20 protein-coding genes and 1 tRNA gene are annotated in these 19454 nt (G+C 48.2%); 3 read left to right on the top strand and 18 right to left on the bottom strand.

All coding sequences use genetic code 11. The annotated features are described in order from the left end of the window. The first annotated feature begins 80 nt into the window (after window positions 1-80). Window positions 81-1250 carry an MFS transporter TsgA gene (tsgA, locus tag AC5YBX_RS01765; RefSeq protein ID WP_494520237.1) on the top strand — a complete coding sequence of 390 codons (1170 nt, stop codon included), beginning with the start codon at window positions 81-83 and terminating at the stop codon, window positions 1248-1250. Between the two features lie 52 nt (window positions 1251-1302). On the opposite strand, the gene AC5YBX_RS01760 is transcribed toward tsgA, so the two are convergent. The 8 genes from AC5YBX_RS01760 to AC5YBX_RS01725 all read right to left on the bottom strand — a co-directional run bounded on the left by AC5YBX_RS01760 (window position 1303) and on the right by AC5YBX_RS01725 (window position 7783). Continuing rightward, entirely contained in the window at window positions 1303-1974 is a 672-nt protein-coding gene (locus tag AC5YBX_RS01760; protein ID WP_494520238.1) for a Crp/Fnr family transcriptional regulator, read from the bottom strand. A 46-nt stretch (window positions 1975-2020) separates the two neighbouring features. Then, a complete protein-coding gene (locus AC5YBX_RS01755) occupies window positions 2021-2326 on the bottom strand; it encodes a monooxygenase (protein ID WP_494520239.1) in 306 nt (101 codons plus the stop codon). A 66-nt stretch (window positions 2327-2392) separates the two neighbouring features. After that, window positions 2393-2947, bottom strand: coding sequence for a class IV adenylate cyclase (cyaB, locus tag AC5YBX_RS01750; protein WP_494520240.1), 555 nt, complete (start codon window positions 2945-2947; stop codon window positions 2393-2395). Between the two features lie 224 nt (window positions 2948-3171). Beyond that, window positions 3172-3660: a nucleoside deaminase gene (locus AC5YBX_RS01745; RefSeq protein WP_494520241.1), complete on the bottom strand. Its 489-nt coding sequence runs from the start codon at window positions 3658-3660 to the stop codon at window positions 3172-3174. A gap of 40 nt (window positions 3661-3700) precedes the next feature. Further along, window positions 3701-5203, bottom strand: coding sequence for a cytosine permease (locus AC5YBX_RS01740; RefSeq protein WP_494520242.1), 1503 nt, complete (start codon window positions 5201-5203; stop codon window positions 3701-3703). Window positions 5204-6035: 832 nt separating this feature from the next. Continuing rightward, window positions 6036-6126, bottom strand: a tRNA-Ser gene (locus AC5YBX_RS01735). A 331-nt stretch (window positions 6127-6457) separates the two neighbouring features. Further along, window positions 6458-7144 carry a pyrimidine 5'-nucleotidase gene (gene yjjG, locus AC5YBX_RS01730; RefSeq protein WP_494520243.1) on the bottom strand — a complete coding sequence of 229 codons (687 nt, stop codon included), beginning with the start codon at window positions 7142-7144 and terminating at the stop codon, window positions 6458-6460. Window positions 7145-7252: 108 nt separating this feature from the next. Further along, complete coding sequence (locus AC5YBX_RS01725; RefSeq protein WP_494520244.1) at window positions 7253-7783, bottom strand: hypothetical protein; 531 nt, start codon at window positions 7781-7783, stop codon at window positions 7253-7255. Between the two features lie 166 nt (window positions 7784-7949). Between AC5YBX_RS01725 and ubiD the strand changes: the two genes are divergently transcribed. Both ubiD and fre read left to right on the top strand, forming a co-directional pair. Further along, on the top strand, window positions 7950-9431 hold the full coding sequence (gene ubiD, locus AC5YBX_RS01720; protein WP_494520245.1) for a 4-hydroxy-3-polyprenylbenzoate decarboxylase: 1482 nt from the start codon (window positions 7950-7952) through the stop codon (window positions 9429-9431). A gap of 143 nt (window positions 9432-9574) precedes the next feature. Then, window positions 9575-10273, top strand: a complete 699-nt coding sequence (gene fre / locus AC5YBX_RS01715; RefSeq protein ID WP_494520246.1) for an NAD(P)H-flavin reductase — start codon at window positions 9575-9577, stop codon at window positions 10271-10273. 140 nt (window positions 10274-10413) lie between these two features. On the opposite strand, the gene AC5YBX_RS01710 is transcribed toward fre, so the two are convergent. From AC5YBX_RS01710 to AC5YBX_RS01665, 10 genes are all read right to left on the bottom strand, one after another. Next, window positions 10414-11697 (bottom strand): winged helix-turn-helix domain-containing protein, encoded by a 1284-nt coding sequence (locus AC5YBX_RS01710; protein WP_475515639.1) that lies wholly within the window; start codon window positions 11695-11697, stop codon window positions 10414-10416. A gap of 241 nt (window positions 11698-11938) precedes the next feature. Further along, window positions 11939-12790 carry an ABC transporter permease gene (locus AC5YBX_RS01705; RefSeq protein WP_494520247.1) on the bottom strand — a complete coding sequence of 284 codons (852 nt, stop codon included), beginning with the start codon at window positions 12788-12790 and terminating at the stop codon, window positions 11939-11941. Next, window positions 12791-13738, bottom strand: a complete 948-nt coding sequence (locus tag AC5YBX_RS01700; protein WP_494524268.1) for an ABC transporter ATP-binding protein — start codon at window positions 13736-13738, stop codon at window positions 12791-12793. Continuing rightward, on the bottom strand, window positions 13735-15081 hold the full coding sequence (gene nosD, locus AC5YBX_RS01695) for a nitrous oxide reductase family maturation protein NosD (protein ID WP_494524267.1): 1347 nt from the start codon (window positions 15079-15081) through the stop codon (window positions 13735-13737). Before nosD ends, AC5YBX_RS01700 begins: the two co-directional genes overlap by 4 nt. Before the next feature lie 60 nt (window positions 15082-15141). Further along, window positions 15142-15636, bottom strand: a complete 495-nt coding sequence (locus AC5YBX_RS01690) for a nitrous oxide reductase accessory protein NosL (RefSeq protein ID WP_494524266.1) — start codon at window positions 15634-15636, stop codon at window positions 15142-15144. Window positions 15637-15715: 79 nt separating this feature from the next. Next, window positions 15716-16663, bottom strand: a complete 948-nt coding sequence (gene nrfD / locus AC5YBX_RS01685) for an NrfD/PsrC family molybdoenzyme membrane anchor subunit (RefSeq protein ID WP_475515634.1) — start codon at window positions 16661-16663, stop codon at window positions 15716-15718. Window positions 16664-16665: 2 nt separating this feature from the next. Continuing rightward, on the bottom strand, window positions 16666-17373 hold the full coding sequence (locus AC5YBX_RS01680) for a 4Fe-4S dicluster domain-containing protein (protein ID WP_494520251.1): 708 nt from the start codon (window positions 17371-17373) through the stop codon (window positions 16666-16668). A gap of 62 nt (window positions 17374-17435) precedes the next feature. Beyond that, window positions 17436-18134, bottom strand: coding sequence for a tetratricopeptide repeat protein (locus AC5YBX_RS01675; RefSeq protein ID WP_494520252.1), 699 nt, complete (start codon window positions 18132-18134; stop codon window positions 17436-17438). 27 nt (window positions 18135-18161) lie between these two features. Continuing rightward, on the bottom strand, window positions 18162-18947 hold the full coding sequence (locus AC5YBX_RS01670; protein ID WP_494520253.1) for an FKBP-type peptidyl-prolyl cis-trans isomerase: 786 nt from the start codon (window positions 18945-18947) through the stop codon (window positions 18162-18164). A 59-nt stretch (window positions 18948-19006) separates the two neighbouring features. Further along, entirely contained in the window at window positions 19007-19432 is a 426-nt protein-coding gene (locus tag AC5YBX_RS01665) for a rhodanese-like domain-containing protein (protein WP_494520254.1), read from the bottom strand. Window positions 19433-19454: the final 22 nt, after the last annotated feature.

Here is a 19454-nt window from a genome sequence, read left to right as displayed (position 1 = left end):
CACCACTCGGCATGAAGGTTAGCTTCATGCCATTTAGGCGCGCTCATTATGAGCAGCATCAGCAAATTAGGACGTAAAAAATGAAAAATAAAATATCCTTAACCTTGCTCAGCTTTTTAGCCAATTTTGTCATGGCAGGCTTCGCAACCCAATTCGGTATGTTGATAGAACCGATAGCCAACAAATTTTCAGCCAACGTTAACGAAGTCGCCTCAATTTTCTCCCTACTCAATGGCGGCGCGCTCGCCGGCACCATCGCCGCCTTTTTCTTAATTGAAAAAATAGGCGTCAAACGCATCACCTTAATCAGCTATGTCACTATTGCGGCCAGTGCAGCGGCCATGCACTTCACCAGCTCATTGAGCGTCGTCATGCTTGCCATGACCCTGATTGGGTTATGCGGTGGTGTAGGGCTATGTATTGCTGGCACCATTGTGGTCTCGGTTTGGAAAGATAAAATCCAAAGCACCATGCTTGTGGTGCAAGACGCCACCTTTAACGTGGCAGGCGTGGTGTTTCCGATGATCACCACTTACGCATTGAGCAATGCGTTATCATGGAGTTACAGCTACCTTGCTGTCGGTATTGTCGCCCTTGGTACCGCATTTGTGGCCTTATTAACCAACTTTTCATTGTGTGAAAGCAGCAATGAAACCACTGGGGCTAAAGATGAGTCTGAATGGAACCTTGGGATCATCAGCGGTGGCGTAGGCTTATTTCTTGGCATGTTGGCGCTGTACACCTTCCTAACTTGGGCGCCAATGTTTGTAAAAACCAAGTTCGACATCCCCTTCGAAGACGCTGGCAATATCATTACTCAATATTGGTCTGCTGCACTGGTTGGTGCCTTGGTCTCAACTGTGATTGTGTCGCGGGTCAAAATCCAGCATTTCGTGATGGGGATGATAAGCCTCGCCTTGATCATCACCAGCTTGATTGTGACCACAGACAACTTGGAGTCGATTGGCTACCTAACTTATGGTTACGGCTTTGCCTGCGCCGCCTTGTATAACGCCTTTATTGCTTATGGCGTTTCGTTTGTTAAAACTGCCAGTAGCCGCAATGTGTCATACATTTTAATCAGCGGTAGCGCTGGCGCCATGTTTAGCCCCGCCATTAGCTCGCTATTTGAAAGTGTTATCGGTCTGCAAACCGTGATGTATGCGATTCCGGTAATTTACGCCTTAATCATCACCATGTTAGTGGTTTCAAATCGTCAGCAAGTCGGGTTAACAGCCCAAACGAATTAATCTTAAGCCGTACTTGATGGTAAACTTAGGCCCCGAATATCTTATTTGGGGCCTATTCAATAAAGGCTTTAAGACCCGCTAAATCACAGATCACTAAGCCCTCTTTATCCCGTTTAATCAACCCTAAATCTTCAAGGCTTTTCACTGCGCGGCGATACACTCTATCTGTGGTAGCAAAACGCTCAGCTTCTAAATAACACTTAGTAAACCCTTCTACTGGTTGGTCTTTTAAATGTTGATGATAAAGATCATAGGCAATGTTATACGCGATGGGATAGAGCATTCTACGCGTAAAAATGTCCACCGTATCTTGATAATCGATGGCGATGGCACTGGCAAAAAACAATGCAAATTGGGGCGTTTTAAGCAAAGCCTGCTGCAGCTTATCGCCATTAATAATCGATATAGCTAAAGGTTCTTCGGCGATAATGTCGAGTTGGCACAGATAGTTGGTAAAAAACTCCATTTCACCAAACAACTGCGAATCGCAGTTCATGGTTCCCAGCTGAAAACTCCGGCCATTTCGAGCGGTATACCCCATAGAAATACGCCCATGGGGCACCAAAATCAGCGCATCAACCCGCTGGCCTTGCTGCATTAACTTATGCTGCGCCGCGACGGTTTTGGTTTCGGTAATGCACTCTCGCATCACCCGTTCAATGGCATCATGTTCCTGTTGCCACATCGGCTGAAAACGGCCTTTAGCCAGCGGTTTTAGCTGCATAATGGTATCGATATTAGATTAAGGTTAACGGTTAAATCTGCGGTGATTAGGCGATCGGTGCCTTGTTGATCAGCGATAGGGGCGTATTTATATCAAAAATGACACCGCGCACCTCAGTAATCCCCATCGCCTGCAGTCGAGCCGTGTGCATGGTTAAATAGGCGCTAGCCGACGCTTCATCCTCAAACAGGTAAATACCACCGCCAAGCTTATCGCCTGCGCTCTCAGTCCAAATTTTCCAGATAAGCCCAGGTTCGTTATTGATCGACTCGGCTAACCCTTGCAATGCTCGTGACATCTCCTCGCCAAATGGACCCGAAAAATCAAAATCAACTTGCAGTAACTTACTCATCATCACGCTCCAACAGTTTGCTCTACATCTAGGGCAGGCTCAACACCTGCCAAAAAGGAGATCAATTTACGCCTTTAACTCATCACTTTGCAAGGTGCGATAAGCACGATGCTCGCGATCTTGCTCACTTAAGCCAAATTGCGCGGCTAAGTTCAGCAGTTGCTGTCGATAATCATCAAGCAAGCTGACCTCATCGGTCATGATGGCAAACTCGGCAAAATCCCCCAGCCCTTCAAGATGATCGACCGTAATATGAAAATCACCGACAAAATAGATGCTGCGCACCTTATTCATCTGCAGCACACTCACATATCCCAGCGTCTGCAGCATGCTGATGGCTTTAGAGACATCGCTAATATTGGTGGCTTCACAACGGTCGGCCTCGGGGCCTTTGACTATCCAAAGTTTGATCCCCGATGGCTGCATATCTCGGATACAGAGGCTTTTATGTTGCGCTAATAGGTGCTGCTCAGGCGTGTCGAAATAGGTGTCTGATTCTAGGTTATCTTGCAGCATCACCTCATGGGGCATACTGCGTAATTTTGCTAGAAATCTGCTTTTAGATGGGATGCGGTACTTTAATTCGACCTCAAATTTCCCCTGAAAATGTTGCTGGCTCACAACGTCTACTCACTGCTACATACATGCCGCTAGCATAACATGAGTCGGTTAATCTGGCCTATTGAAGAGACAGCATTCGATTAGTAATGAGGAATAACGCTTGGATTCATCCGTTGAGCCTTGGCACACTTATATTCATTGAAGCGGTATCGTTAATTGGCAAATTTATGATGCCATTTAGGCGCCTAAGAGATCCCCTTTGGCGCCCTAGATGATGCTATGGGTTACACCTGTTTTTCGCTACCGTTCAGCTTACGAAACTCAGCCCAGATCTCAGCGCAATCCTCTCGTCCCTCCTCAATGTGCGTCATCGCAAGGGTCGTCGTGTCGGTCCCATCTAGATAGTCACGTAAGTGCTGATCGGAGAACCCATGCTCAGCGGCGTCCACATGGGTTGAGGCGTAGTAACAGGTTTTGATACCTGCCCACATCATTACCGCCACGCACATGGGACAAGGTTCACATGTGGCGTACATGACGCAATCGGACAGATCCAGTGTGTCCAGTTTTTTACACGCCTCACGTACAGCGACCATTTCAGCATGACCAGAGATATCAGTATCTTTGAGCACAGTATTGCCTACGGCGCAGACGACCTCATTATTGCGTACCAGTGTCGCGCCAAATGGGCCGCCAGTTCCCTCCTGCATCCCCTTGATAGTGACATCACAGGCAGGCGGAAAATAGTTGTCCATATCTTGTTGATTGATCATGTTCAGTCTCCATTTATTCAATATAATTATTTAGATACGATTATGCGCTTTTACGAGCACCGACAAGCAGGTAGCCGATAAAGCCGATGGTTAAGCCGCTGAAGAATGCCCAACTGTTGATCGTCGCCAGTACAGTTACATCTGGAAATGCCTTGCCAGCCATAGTGATGATAAAGCTAGTGATCAGCACGCCAACCGCGCGTCGATTGACTCCGCCTTTATGCCCACCGTCTGAGCCAGGCTCTGGGTAAATCGCATCAAGATCAAGCTTTTGACGTCGCTCAAAGTAATAGCTGGCGAGCATGATACCGGCAATAGGGCCTAACATAGAGCCAATGAAACTATAAAACAGAAAGAGCATTGTGGTATTTTCGACAAACTTCCAAGGCAAGATAAGCGTACCAACCACTGCTGCAACTAAACCGCCCGTCTTAACGGTGAACCATTTAGGGAACTGAGCAGTGAGCTGAAGCCCCGATGGCAACATATTACCAAATACCACGAATGCCGTAGCGCCCACGTTCATCGCTAGAAGCAGTAATATTACGATGAATGGATTACCGATAGAGTTAATCGCATCAACAAAAATCGTTGGATTATTAATGTCCACCGAACCACCTGATATTGCCCAGAGCGAAGCCATGAAGCTCACTGTGACGATGGCAAACAGAATGTATGAGATGAGCATGCCTAAAGGAAATCCCTTGATGGGATCTGACATCGATTTGGCGTTACGCGTCAGATCGCCTGTATTAACGATCGGCGCAGCCCAATTTGATACCAGCATAGAGACACAGGTAATGAAGCTAATAACCGTCACCTCAGTATCAGGTGCGGGATGATAACTAAACACCTCGCCTAGGCTTCCCACATTTTGAATCGCAAGAAATACCCCAATCACCATAAGCACCCACACCACAGGCGAAGCCCAGGTGGAGAATTTATCGATAAGCTTTTGGCCTGCGAGATATAAAACCACAGTGATGCCAGCCATAATAAGGTATGAGATCGCTGTTGGTATCGCCAGACCCGCAATGGTCGTGCCACCGCCAATTTGGGAGAATCCAGGGAACAGGATCTCGAGCACAATATCGAGGGCCTTAGCAGAGGAGATAGTACAGAGACCAAAAAACACGAATCCGGCAACAAAACCGCGGATCATGGCAGGAAAGACCGCCCCCTTGATCCCAAAAGTATCACGAATTTGCATCGCGAAAGGGATACCATACTTAGCCGCTGCTCGGCCATTTAACACATAGCCAATAGACACGATTATGGCCGCGAGAAGGATGGCAGCAACAACCTGTAATGCATTGAGTCCTAAGGCAAAGAAGCCTACAACGGTAAAGTAACTGAGAATGTTGTGAATTGGCCCCATCCACACAGTGACAAAGTTGCTCGTTCCCCAAGTCCGCTTGTTAGGCCCTAGAGGCAGCACCTCATCGGCGTAACCCCGTGCAGCAAGACGCTGCCTATCCCGATCCGTGAAGGCCGATATGCTGGGGGATTCGACTTCATTGCCCAGAGTATTACTTATATCCATAGTGATATCCTATTACTATTTTAATAATTTTAAGTAGGGTGATGTAACGATCATTCAATAATCAAAAGTGATCTGCTGTAATAAACTGATAACAAATTAACAAACAGATGAGGAGGTGATAAATTATAAAATCGAATCGGACTTATCCATATTACCAATAGCGCACACAACCATTAACCAAAAAGAAACCAGAAACACACAAAGACAACAAAAATGAAACACCAACCAATTCAAAGGGACAACATTATTGATACAAATCAATGAATGTTGATTATTATTTGAGCCGTTTATTATTCAAATTATTGAGCTGAGTCACACATCGACAACATGTCAACACGACACACATCAATCTCTACCCACCTCAAAAAAAATTGATTTTTTAATAAAGCAAAAAACCTAAATAACAAGCCACTCTCGCCCCTCTTCCTCTTAATCGATCACAGAGGTAGCTGACTTTAAGCTGTTACGTTCTAAGGTTCAAACAGCTCAAACAATTCTCTTCAATATCTATCTCAAAAACTCTTTTAAAATTCAGATAGCAGAAAGCCCGTTATGTTTCGATAACGGGCTTTCTTAATGTGGCGCTGAGATAGCTGACTTTAAATAATAAGAACCTAGGGTTCAAAAACTGACTGTAACGACTGCCTCAAGGTTAGAACCATAACAAAAAAGGGCCACTCTTTCGAGTAGCCCTTTTTCTTAATATGCTGCAGAGGTAGCAGGCTTTAAACGCTAGGAACCCTAGGGTTCAAGCTGTTTCATAAGCCTTTTAAAAAAGACAATAAATTAAACGAAAAAAGGCTTCCATTACTGGAAGCCTTTTTTCTTAATGTGGCGGAGAGATAGGGATTTGAACCCTAGATGGGCTATAAACCCATGCCGGTTTTCAAGACCGGTGCATTCGACCACTCTGCCATCTCTCCGAACGCCGAGAATAATAAGGATACCGCCGAAAAATGTAAAGCCTAAATTGTACTGAATGACTAACAAATAGCCCATTAAGGCTATTTTTAATGATAACCGGCTTAAAAACCATCTTTATGCTGTCAATTTACACACTAAAGTTAGCTTTGATTGGCCTGATGCTACTGCTAATATCGCTGCAACGGCTCACAATAAGCCCATGTTTATCCCGTACAGCCACGTTTATCACCCGCAGACTGAGGCGTATCTAGATAAAAGTGACGCTTTACTTCTAATGACTCATGACGATTCAAATGGCGATTAAGTCTTAGCCAATAAGAGTGTCCCCCTCTATCGCGTTGATGAGGTCGCCAGCAACTGTTGTAGCTCAGACAGTGAAGCCACTTGATAATGGGGCGTTATCCCCTCTGGTTGCACTTGATTGCTGTGATTTAACCAGCAAGTATCGAATCCCGCATTGAGCCCACCTTGAATGTCTGAGTGGGGATTGTCACCCACCATCAATACATGTTCCCTTGGCGGGTGATTCATCTGCGATAACGCATGATTAAAAATGGCCACATCGGGTTTGGCGACCCCTACCTCTTCAGATATCACCACTGGCGAAAACGCGTGTAACAAACCTGTGCGTTGCAGCCGTATGGTCTGCAGCGCAGTGAAGCCGTTGGTGATGATGCCCATGTTAACTTTACCATGCAGAGCATCGATCAACTCTTTCGCCCCCGGTAACAAGGTGCAAATGTCGGCCATGGCGGTCAAAAAGGCGCTATTAAGCTGCTCGGCGGTCACTTTTAACTTGTCGGCCCATGCCTGAAAACGGGTGATCTGCAGGTGAGCTGCGCTGATCTTGCCGTCTTGATAGGCAACCCATAACGGTAAATTGACCGTTTGATACACCTCAAAATCGGTGTGCGTAAAATCCACGCCAAAACGCGAAAACATCAGCTGTAAACCATGAAAGGCATCAAAATGAAACAGGGTTTCGTCGGCATCAAACAATATCCATTGGTACTTCATCAAACGCTCCAATTACGTCAACTCACCATTTATTGCGGCTACTTTAATGCCAAGCGACCTTAATGCCAACTCTTAAGTCAGCCAATACAGCCCTCAATGCCACGCGGGTTATTTCACGACTTGATAGCTATCACTGGCCCAATCGTAGCGATATAACACCCCTTGCCACTCATACACTATTACGCCATTGCGTTGCTTAACACGCGCGTTAGCTGGCAGAGTCTTAATCGCGTGGCTGGTCTGCACTCCGGTGGTGATTTGCAGTGGCGGCTGCACAGGTATCGACTGTGTAGCAGGCTTAACGACATCGCGCCGCTCATAACGGTAAGGGTAGCGCCACGCCTGTTGCCAATAAGGGCGGTAATATGGACGATAAGAGTAAGGACGCCAATAGGCAGAGCCTGTACTAAACCCTATGCCCCAACGCCAAGGCTCCCTGTAGTCATGCCCCCAGCGGTGATCCCAAGTTGAGCTCCAGCTGGGCTCAAGCCAAACATTGCTACGCCAACTGAAACGATCGTCATCTTGATTACCTGCGGCCACAGGCATCACGCCCAATAACATCAGTAAACTTAGACCAATGGCAGGCAAAACATGCCTTTTAATAAGGTATCGATAAACCGGTTTAAGCTGTTTCATCTGCTATGCTCCAGAGAAAAACATCACCTCATATTACGCCGATTGATGCTGGCTTCAAACTCAGGCCATTTTGCTGAAAAATGACCCATTAACGAATTTGGGAATAGCCAGCAAAAATGGTATAGTGCGCGCCATATCACATTATTCTTAGCGCGAGTATTTCCACATGAGTTTTAAGGATTTACGCAGTTTCATCGATCACCTCGAGCGTAACGGTGAACTTAAACGTATTAGCTATGCTGTCGATCCACACCTAGAGATGACAGAAATTGCCGACCGCGTCTTACGCGCTAAAGGCCCGGCACTCCTGTTTGAAAATCCTGTGGGTAAAACCATGCCGGTACTCGCCAACTTATTTGGCACACCTAAACGGGTGGCCATGGCGCTAGGTAAAGAAGACCCATTGGCTCTGCGTGATGTGGGTGAATTGCTCGCCTTTTTAAAAGAGCCTGAACCGCCGCGCGGCTTTAAAGATGCGATAGCCAAAATCCCTATGTTTAAGCAGGCACTCAACATGCCGCCTAAAACCGTACGCAACCCACCCTGCCAAGAGGTGGTGCTAACTGGCGATGATGTCGATTTAACTCAACTGCCCATCCAGCACTGCTGGCCTGGCGATGTTGCGCCACTGGTCACTTGGGGCCTCACCATCACCAAAGGGCCGCGCCAAAAACGGCAAAATTTGGGGATCTATCGCCAACAGTTACTGGGTAAAAATAAGCTTATCATGCGCTGGCTTGACCATCGCGGCGGCGCTCTCGACTTTAAAGATTTTAAGCAGCAGCACCCGGGCGAACGCTACCCTGTGGTGGTGGCGCTGGGCAGCGATCCGGTCACTATTTTAGGGGCGGTAACCCCCGTGCCGGACTCCATGAGCGAATATGCCTTTGCCGGGTTATTACGGGGTGAGCGCACCGAAGTCTGTAAAGCCATTAGTTGCGATCTTGAAGTGCCGGCGACCAGCGAAATTATCTTAGAGGGGTACATAGACCCAGACGAGATGGCCGAAGAAGGTCCTTATGGCGATCACACCGGCTATTACAACGAAACCGATGAGTTTCCAGTGTTTACCGTCACCCATATCAGCCACAGAAAAGACGCCATCTACCATAGCACCTATACCGGCAGGCCGCCCGATGAGCCCGCCATGCTTGGGGTTGCACTGAATGAAGTCTTTGTGCCTATTTTGCGTAAACAATACCCTGAGATCACCGACTTTTACTTGCCACCTGAAGGATGCTCTTATCGCATGGCGGTGATCTCCATCCGTAAGCAATATCCAGGGCATGCTAAACGGGTGATGATGGGCGCTTGGTCTTTCTTGCGTCAGTTTATGTATACCAAATTTATTGTGGTGGTCGACGATGATGTCAATTGTCGCGATTGGAACGATGTCATATGGGCCATTACCACCCGTATGGATCCTAAACGCGACACTGTGATGATAGATAACACCCCTATCGATTATCTCGACTTTGCCTCTCCGGTGGCAGGCCTAGGCTCGAAAATGGGCATGGATGCAACCAACAAGTGGCCGGGCGAAACCGATCGTGAATGGGGCACCCCCATTGTCATGGATGAAGCGGTCAAACAGAAAGTCGATAAGATTTGGGACGAATTGGGCATCGATGATGCGCCAACCCTATAATTGAGCTGCGACAGCGGCCTAGCCTAGGCCGCCTTACAGTGCACAACATTAACTGAAAACTCTAACCCATTGCATAGTTAACTTGGATAGCGACTATTCGAAGGAGATAGAAACCTCCAGAGAGAGGTCTAGAAGGAAACAAAATGAACACCATTCGCTGTAAAGTAGAAAACGTCACCGCCTTTAATGATGCCGTCTATCAGGTCACCTTGACCCCTGAAACTGAATTTGACTTTAATGCTGGCCAATACCTTTGTGTCGTCATGGGTGAGCAAGACAAACGCCCCTTCTCGATAGCATCGGCCCCTGGTGCAAAACATATCGAGCTGCACATTGGCGCCGCCGTCAGCGAAAGCTACCCGATGCAAGTGGTCGAAAAACTACAACACAGCGAATACATCGATATCGAAGCTCCCGGTGGCAACGCTCACCTGCGTAGCGATAGCGCTCGTCCACGCCTACTGATCGCCGGTGGCACTGGTTTTTCGTACATTAAGAGCATTGTCGAGCAGCAGATTGCCTTGGGGCAAACGGTTGAAACCATGCTCTATTGGGGCTGCCGCGATCAAGACGCCATGTACTTTGAAACCATCGCGCGGCAGTGGCATCAGGCTCACCCTTGGTTGCATTTTGTGCCCGTAGTCGAGCAAGCACCGGCAAACTGGCAGGGAAAGCAAGCCAACTTGCTAGAACAGATCAAACAAGATTTTATCAGCCTAAGCGGCTACGACATCTACATTGCAGGACGATTTGATATGGTAGGTGCGGCGCGCGAAGTGTTCCGTGACATAGGTGTCGAAGAAGAGCACCTTTACGGCGATGCGTTCGCTTTTATTAAGTGATTAACACGACCAATATAATGGCTTATTGATAGCGTAAAAAGGGCGTTATCTGCGGTAAGTGTTGGAGTAACATCCACTGCCACAGATAGCGCCCTTTTTGTAGCTTAGTTATTCGCAGCCTTACTGCCACGCTTCACCCACTACAGCGAGACTTTCTCATATTTGGTCCAGGTGACTAAGTTGCCTAATAGCGGCACCACCCACACGGCTGAACCTTGATCATTATAGATACGATAATAAAACAGCTCTTCGTCACGAATATTGTGCTTGCGGATCTCACGGTAAAAATGCATCGCAGATGAGCTTACCACCTCAGGTTTAATCAAATCTTTTTGCAGCACCTTCACATGAAACACATCCACCTCGAGCTCGCCAATGTGCTGGCGATACTGCTCAAACACGCCGCGCACTTGATACTTAATCGGGGTGGTTAAACAATCTTGATCGGTAATGCAGGCACTGGAGTAAAATTTGCCACTCAGCGGCTGATCATACACCATGGAGATACTCATATCCGCGCGCACTAACAACTCATTAGCCACCGGAAAATAGATATCACCGTGATAATGATGCTCCACCAACTCATCGCCATCTGAGTCGCCCGAAGGGATTAAGATGCGATTGTAGCGAATACGATTCTCCATCATTTCGCTGAGCTCATTAAACTTAACCATATTGAGGCCGGCGGGCACTTGCCCTGTGGCGGTTAAGTTGATCAGATGATCGCCCATGCAATGGCCCTGCTCATCGGGAGGGCAAATCGCTAAGGAATAATGATTACCGTCGGTAAGGGCGAATCCCTTAAAATCTTGCATAGCGTCGATATGATTGGTCTCAGGCGCGATATGTTTTTGCCACATCGACGGATGCAGTTGAGTTTCGCCATGGGGATAAATCAGGGTTAATGGGCTGGTTTTACCGCCAAGGTTAATATCGAGGGTTTTGTCGGCGCGCCAATGGCCAGCCTGCTTGACCACTTGATGGTAGTCGCTGTTGTACCAAAAGGCCGCGACTAAGGCTAGCAGCACTACAATGCCACCAATTTTGACCATTAGGGAAACATCAATCAGCGCATGCTTAATCGATTCGGCATCGTTGACCGCCAACATGGTAACGTGGGATTTAGCCGATACATGCAGCTGATAGCCACGTCTGGCCACGGTTTTTAATTGAATTTCTGGATAGGGTTCGAGCTTCTTACGCAACGTGCTGACGCATTGTGTCAATGAGGTTGCGGCAACCACACGGTCTGGCCAACCCACCTGCAGCAGCAGATCCTTATCGCATATCGCATCAGGGACCGACAGCAAATGGGCCAAAATCGCCGACTCGGAAAACGTCAGATGGATCGTGGTCGCCGTTGCACGGTCATATAATTGTTGCGCTTCACCATCGAACTCCAGATATGGAGTAATTTTCACCACCTAGCACCTCTATCATTCCAAATAGCAAAATTAGGAATATCTTATTATTATCATTAAAAATTTTAGTAAAAGCCCGACTGGTTTACTGTGATAAATTACTCATTTTTTTTAACATTAAGTGCGATATGTACCGATAATGTGAAATAAATGCGATTCACGTCTAAAGTCGCCATCATCAAGGCTTAATGCTGCGAGAGTGTGATGGCTTTAAAATCGAATATCAAGCCTTTCGGCTGACAAACTAAATGGCCTTACGCTCAAAGGTGCGCAGGGTCAGCCAAGCTAACAACCCCGTCCACAACAACATCAGTCCATATAACCACAACTCGCCCCCCTGAAATTGACTCAATAAAGGTAAGCTGCCCATAGGTGCATGGGTGGCAAGCTGATTGATAGCCCGGTAGATATCGGTCGGATTTAATGCCATTAACAGTTGCACTAGCCATTGTACTCTTGGCCCTAAATCGGCCACCAGCAACGCCAATAACAGTAAATCATAAATTAACACTAAAGCGAACCACAACGATAATAGTATGCCGACCGCTTTGGCCTTTTCTGTGGCCCGCAGACTGACCACATAGCTTAGCAAAATAAACGTCAGGGCTAATAAACTGCTGCTGGCAATAAACTGGCCAAACACCCACAAGGTTTGCAGCCATTGATAATCTTGCCCAAAACAGCACAAAATGATCGCGCTCATGGTAAAACTGCTCACGATGGCGGCCAACATAATACCGCTATGGGCCAGTAATTTACCTAAGAAAATATCCATTTTAGTCAGTGGATAGCTGAGCAGTAACAGCATGGTTCCCGACTCATCTTCACCAACAAATGCATCGTAGCAAAGTAAGATGGCCGCCAAAGGGATAATAGCCACCGCTATGGTGGATAAGCTGGCGATAACACTCACCAGCGATGGGAACGCTAAGGTGCCAGACACTGCGCTACCAGCAAATGTAACACTGAAGGACAGCAGAAAAAACAAGCCAAAAATTACCGCCACCCAACGATTACGCAAGCTGTCTTTAAACTCTTTTGCAGCGATGATCATCATAGGCTGGCGCCAGATCGCCCCACCGATTATCGACATCATTTATACTCCCATTGGTTGCAATACGGGCTCGGCAACGAAACCTAAACCTTGCTCTGAGCAGTGCTGCATCTGCGCCATGTTGTGATGATAAATCTCGGCCAGCCCAGGCAAATGTAAGGTGAAATCAAAACGCTGGCATTTAGTGGTTAAGTACTTAACTAGCGCGGGCTGCTCAGACTGGGCGCAGCGCAGCGCACCTTGGCGATAAAACGGCTGTAAATAGGGGTGCGCCGCCAGCAGCGACGCTACCCCGTCGAGTTCAATTTTAACCAGCAACGGACTCGCCTTTGCCAGCTCGGCAAACGTGCCATACGCCAAGCATTGACCGCGACCTAACATCATCGCCACATCCAGCTGCGACTCCACTAAATTAAGCTCATGGGTACAGATGATCACCGCGCAACCTTGGCGCTTTAATTGGGCCACTTTTTGGTAGAGAAAATTCGATGCTTGCGGATCTAAGCCCACCGTCGGCTCATCGAGTAGTAATAACTGTGGTGAAGCCAAAATCGCTTGCGCAAAGCCCAGCCGCTGCTTCATCCCCTTAGAGTAACCCTTAACCAATTTATGCTGGGCATAACCTAGGCCGAACTCCTCAATTAACTGCGCGACCCGCTGATGACTCTCCCCTTTGAGAGCGGCAAAATAACGTAAAATTTCCAACCCGGTTAACTTGTCATAAAAATTTATATTTTCTGGCAAATACCCCACGTTGCTAGGTTTATGCCCTGGCATTAACCTCTGCCCCAACACTTCGACCCGGCCAGTATCTGGGGGCAACAGGCCTAATATCACCTTGATTAAGGTCGACTTACCCGCACCGTTATGGCCCAGTAGCGCCATTGTCATCCCACTGGGCAAGCTAAGATTAATCTGATTAAGGGCGCGTAGTTCGGCAAACTGATGCCCAACGCCTTCAAGTTGTACTACTAAGTTATTGACACTCATAATGTGCCCCTCGTGTGCGTCGCCGCGCTATTTTCCATCAAAGGGTAACGGTCGATAACACCACTGGCGTCGACCGCCTGTATTTGGTTATCGAGCCACTTAAGCAGTGTGACTATAGGACTGGCCATTAAAAAACTCGCCTCGGGATAGAGCCAAAACAATCGATCGAGACGATCGTTTGGCAGATGCATACTGTCGCCCACGCCATCCCCATTGAGATCCCAGCCACGATAGTCACTCCAATAATTGCCCCGCTGTTGCTCGCTCCACTCGACGCTCTGCTCCCCTACGTAACGCACCTGAGTGCTGTTATCAATAAAGCGGTTGAGGGACACTTGATTACTCTCACCGCCCAGCGCCATGGCAATGCCGACATCATTATTGGCTATATGATTATCCTTAATGCGGTTATCGCGGGCACCATAGATAAAAATGCCCTTACCTTCGGAAAACAGATCGCCTTTAACTGCATCAGGCGCGCTGATATAGGCCATTCTATTAGCCTCAACCAAGGCGCCATTGGTCATATTAAGCAATACGCCAAACTCTTTGGCATGGGTGACTTGATTATGGGCAAGGTGAATATCGGTGGAGTTCATCAACGCATAGCCGCCATCGACGCGGCTGGCCTGGTTGTCCATGGCGCGGTCTTGCTGGGTATACATGTAATGAATGCCATATTGCATGTCACTCATCTGATTGCCATACACTTGGCTGCCCTTACCCGACTCTAAATAGATACCATCTCTGACTTGCTGGATCTGATTGTCGCTGATCAAAGCGCTATCCACTCGCTGCAGATGGACGCCATCACCGCGATCTAACTTAAAGGTGTAGCTGTCACCGGTGATGCGATTGCCGCAAATGGTCAACTGCTGCAGCCGCTGGGCATAAATACCAAAGCCTTGGCCATGCAATTGATTATTCAGCAGCTGAACATCATCGCTGCCAGCATGCAGTAAAATGGCGGCATCTTTTTGGTACAGGTCATCGCCCCACTGACGAATGGTAAGGCCATTAATAGTCACATTAGCGGCGTTAATCGTCAGCGCCGATCCTTGCTGCTGCGCCTCGATAATCGCACCGGGTGATCCTTTGAGATACAGGCTTTTATCGATAACAAATTGCCCCGAATAGATGCCAGGTTGCAACACAATATGGCTCCCCGCTGCTGCCTGTGCTAACTGCTGCGTCAGTTCAGCACCATCACTGACCTCGATAGTCGCCCCATTCGGCGCCGTATCTTGCTGCTTAACCGCTGCCGTGCACCTTGTGTTAGCGACATCTATCTCACTGGCGCTAAGCGCCATGCTGCTTAGGCTCAACACTAAGCCCATGCTCATTAAAGGCATCAATAGCGTCACAGTGCACCACTGCCGGGCTCTCATTGCTGCAGGCTCAACTTATTCTGCCGTTAACAAGGGCAAGGTGATCTGCTCATAACTGAATATCGCGCCGCCATATTTACGGGCAAATTCTTCGGCGGCCGCTTGGGTTGAAAAAGGCGCCACGGCGCTGCCCATTACCGCTTTACGACTGGTGCCATAGACATACCACGCCTGAGTCGCGTCAATAAAGGCGCTGTCGTCTGGATGGTCCCAATCAGTTACCGCCATATCATGAACATATGCTTGACTAATTTTGCGCTGATTTTCCGGCTGCAGGGCAAACATAAACATGTCCCGCGTTGAACAGAAACTCGGGTTAATCTCGCCGCCGCTGAGCAGCAACTCTCCCTTAGGGCCGGGGTATTTCTTAATCATCATGCCACACATATGGCAGCGTTCATGCTCACCGATGGCCTTGGCGTGCTCATGACCGGCATTAGCAGGTGCGGTGTCGCAGCCGAAGGTCAACAACGACAGTAATATCACTAACAATGGGGTTCTGATGGCCATATCGACTCCTTAATGGCGATGCCAGAGTGGCGATTCAATGCCTCACCTCGCGGCCGCGAGATGAGGCTTGAACGAACAGTTAAATTGCGAAGTTTTGCCCCGCATACAGAATAAACATACGCAAGCACATCATGCCGCTCACCGCGCATAAACCCGAGAGGTAAAATGCCTGTGATGAATGGCTAAATTGCTTACCAGTGGCGAAGTTAAGCAGCAGCGGACCACCGAAGCCCACGCCGACAACACCTAACCAGAAGACCACCGCCCACGTGCCCGATTGAAAGGCTTCAAACGCACTCTGTGCGCCAGCGTTGCCTGTCATCAACGACATAATGATCATGAACAGGAACAGCGCCTCAGCAAACATAATCGGCCACTCTGCACCGTGCAAAATCTGCATATCTTGGCTGTGTCTATCTTCCTTAAATAGGCTCACGGCCAACATCTTAGCCGCCGCCGCACCGGCCGATAATCCCGATGCCACAAACAGCGCCGGTAATACCGAAGTATTAATGATCGGAAAGCGGATCAACGCCGAGATCAAAAAGCCAGTGTAAGCACATACCGCCAATGCCAGCACCAATACCAATGCCTCACAAGGACGGCGCCAGGCGCGTAACTTGTCGATAATGGGTAACAGTGGACGTAGCAATGGGATCTGCTTAATCTCTTCTTCCAAGGCAAACAGGGCGATCACAGCCACCAGCGGAATATAAGCTGTCAGCGCAATCACCCCGACCGACATCACCGAGTTAAGGTTGTAGTAAACCAATATGCGCCAGAAAAACAGCGGATTAGTTAAGTCCAGTACCAGACACAGCATCCCCAAGGCGATAGTAACAAACGACACCAGCGCCGAGGCCTTCAAAAAAGGGGTATTGATGGTTTGTTGTTTATAAAACCGAATAAACAAGGCTACCGCTAACGCCCCACCCGAAATACCTGCAAAAAACAGGTATACGGCAATGGGCCATGGCCAGGCGACGCCTTCAGACAGCCCGATGGTAAATTCAAGTGTTCCGTCCATAGCTATACTCCCAATTTCACTACAGGTATGTATCGTAAACTGGGTTCAGTACCGAAATGCGACTTGATACGAACAGAGTCTTTTACCGCCAATAACCGACTCACATAAGAGTTAGGGTCATTGATATCGCCAAAGATCAATGCGTCGTATCGACACTGTTGCACACAAGCTGGTAACTCGCCCTTCGCCAATTTGCTGTTTAAACAAAAATCACAGTTGTCGGCGACATCTGTGGCCTCATTGATGTAACGCGCATTGTAAGGACACGCCGCAATACAGTATTTACAGCCCGCACACTTACTGGCATCCATAGTGACGATGCCCGTGGCAGGATCGCGATGCGCAGCGCCCGTAGGACACACCGAAACACAAGGCGCGTTTTGGCATTGCTGGCACGACACACGTACATATTTACGTTCACAACCACAGTCGGTCTTACCGCAATGAGGACATTTTTGCCCCTCAACGTGGCCTGACTGCTGCTCTAGCAGTAAACGAGATTGCCCCTCGGGCAAGTTATTGGCCGTATTACAGGCCACTTTACAATCGCCACAACCCACACATTTATTTTGATCGAACACCATCACGTAATGCGGTTTGTTGCTATTGGCGTTTTCCTCTTTGACAGATGAACACCCTAAGGGCCCCAGTATCAAAGAGCTGGCTCCCAAGCATTTAAGGAACCTCCGTCTCTCTATATTTTCACTCACAGCATCCTCCATCGGTCGGCATTGATGCCCACCTGTTTTAACCTGATTTTTAGGTGACTCTTTTACTCAGATGCAGTCACGATACGGTTAGCTATTTTCTGCTCAGCTTTCAAAATCGCATTGTTAATTGATGCTCGGTTAATACTTGGGTTGTCGCTATTCAATAACTGTTGCCAATAGACGATCGCTTGCTGAAAGTCCCTATTCAAGTAAGCGTGAGTCGCCATTAGTAGCAGAGATTGAACTTCATTCGGATCGAGTGCTAGGGCTTGAGAGATGGCATCGGCCACCTCTTCGCTCATGTCTCGACCATCACGGTAATAGAGCGCATTGGCTTTCATGCCGAGCACTTCAGCGTCTGTCTCTATTGCCAGTAATTTGTCCAGTGTGACGACCGACTCACGGTATAACCCGCCCTCTGTATAGGCGTAGGCTAAGTTGAGTAAAGCAATTTTATTGCTTGGTGTTTCACTGGCGGCTTGGGCATTTTTATTAATATCGGCGGCAATAAGGTAGTCGATGTTTTCATCGATAAAGCCCTTATCCCACTCATTAAAACGACCAAGTTGACTGTAAATTAATAGGGGAACCAGCAGCAGGGTAGCCGTCATAGCACTGGGAATTTTCCAGCCATCCCGTGTCAAGGTGGCAGACTTGAGGTCTCTAGTGTCAACGTTTTTTATGGCTCGGAGATGAAGTATCCATAAAGGAGCGATGAAACTCATTAACGTAACCACTATGGCAATAACCAGACTATTCATAACCATCCCTACTGCTGGTGAGTAAACTTAGTGACCAGAGCCCATCATGCCACCCATGCCCATACCGCTTAGCCCCATGCCTTTGGCGTTTTCACCGGGCTCTTCGACTTTGACCAGCTCCACATCAAATATCAGGGTTGAGCTAGGCGGAATAATGCCCACCACCTCTTTGCCATAAGCAAGATCCGATGGAATGGTCAAACGAAAAGTGGAGCCTTCAGGCATGAGAGCGATGCCCTCTTTCCAGCCATCGATAACCGACATTAAGGCAAAACGATTGGGTTCATTGCGATCATAAGAGCTATCAAAAACGGTGCCGTCGACCAGTTGCCCTTTGTAATGCACGGTAACCACATCGGACTCTAGCGGTTTACGCCCAGTGCCTAAGGTGATGACTTCATATTGCAGGCCCGAGTCGGTCACCGTAACACCTGGGTTGGTTTTATTGGTGGCAAGATACGCGCTGCCGGCAGCGATATTTTTAATCGACAGATCTTCGATACGCTGGTCTCGAATAGTGTTGAGCAGCTCGGCTCGCGTATTTAAATGGGTCAAGATCTCCTCGTCTGACATCTTGCCCTCGCCCTTAAGCGCATCAATCATCCCTTGGATGACAGTGTCGATATGGATCTCGGCGCCAAGCTCAGTCTGATTGTAAATTTTGCCGGAGATATAATGGCCAACCGACGCCCCCATGGCATAAGAGGCATCATTCACTTCTTGGCTCACTTCACTGGCCGAGGCCATCAACGAGAAACCGCAAAGTAGGGATAAAGTGGTCAGCGATAAAGACTTCTTGGTGATCGTTTTCATATTGATTCTCTCTAAACGTTATTGCTCGAATGAATGTCAAATGGATAAAAATCTTATTGTTATGGTTTTTCAGTGGCTCGACCCGATAGGCGCCAGCCATAGATGCCATCGTGCATCTGCCTCACTTGGGTGTACCCTAGCTTCATCACTTCTCGCGCCGCGATTTCGCTGGCATTACAGAGACGATTGGCACAGTAAAACACCATGACGGCATCTTTCTCTTTAGGCAGTAACGCCTTCCAGTTGTCGACGTTGAAGTACACTGCCCCAGGAATAAACCCTTCAGCCCAAAGCTCTAAAGTATTCACATCAAAGAAATACACTCCCCCTTGCTTGAGTAAGCTCTCGGCTTCCAGCAGGCTGATGGTGTTGAGCTTGATCTCATGGTAGGTCGCAGGCGCCATCTCCCCGCCCCCTCCGGCATAACAAGGGGCGATACCGCTTGCTATCATGGCCGCTAAGATCATTCCAACGCATTGTTTCATATGCTTGCTCCTATTGACCCAG

This window comes from Shewanella sp. 492, from assembly GCF_059338445.1.
This window is presented reverse-complemented; position numbering and strand designations above follow the sequence as displayed.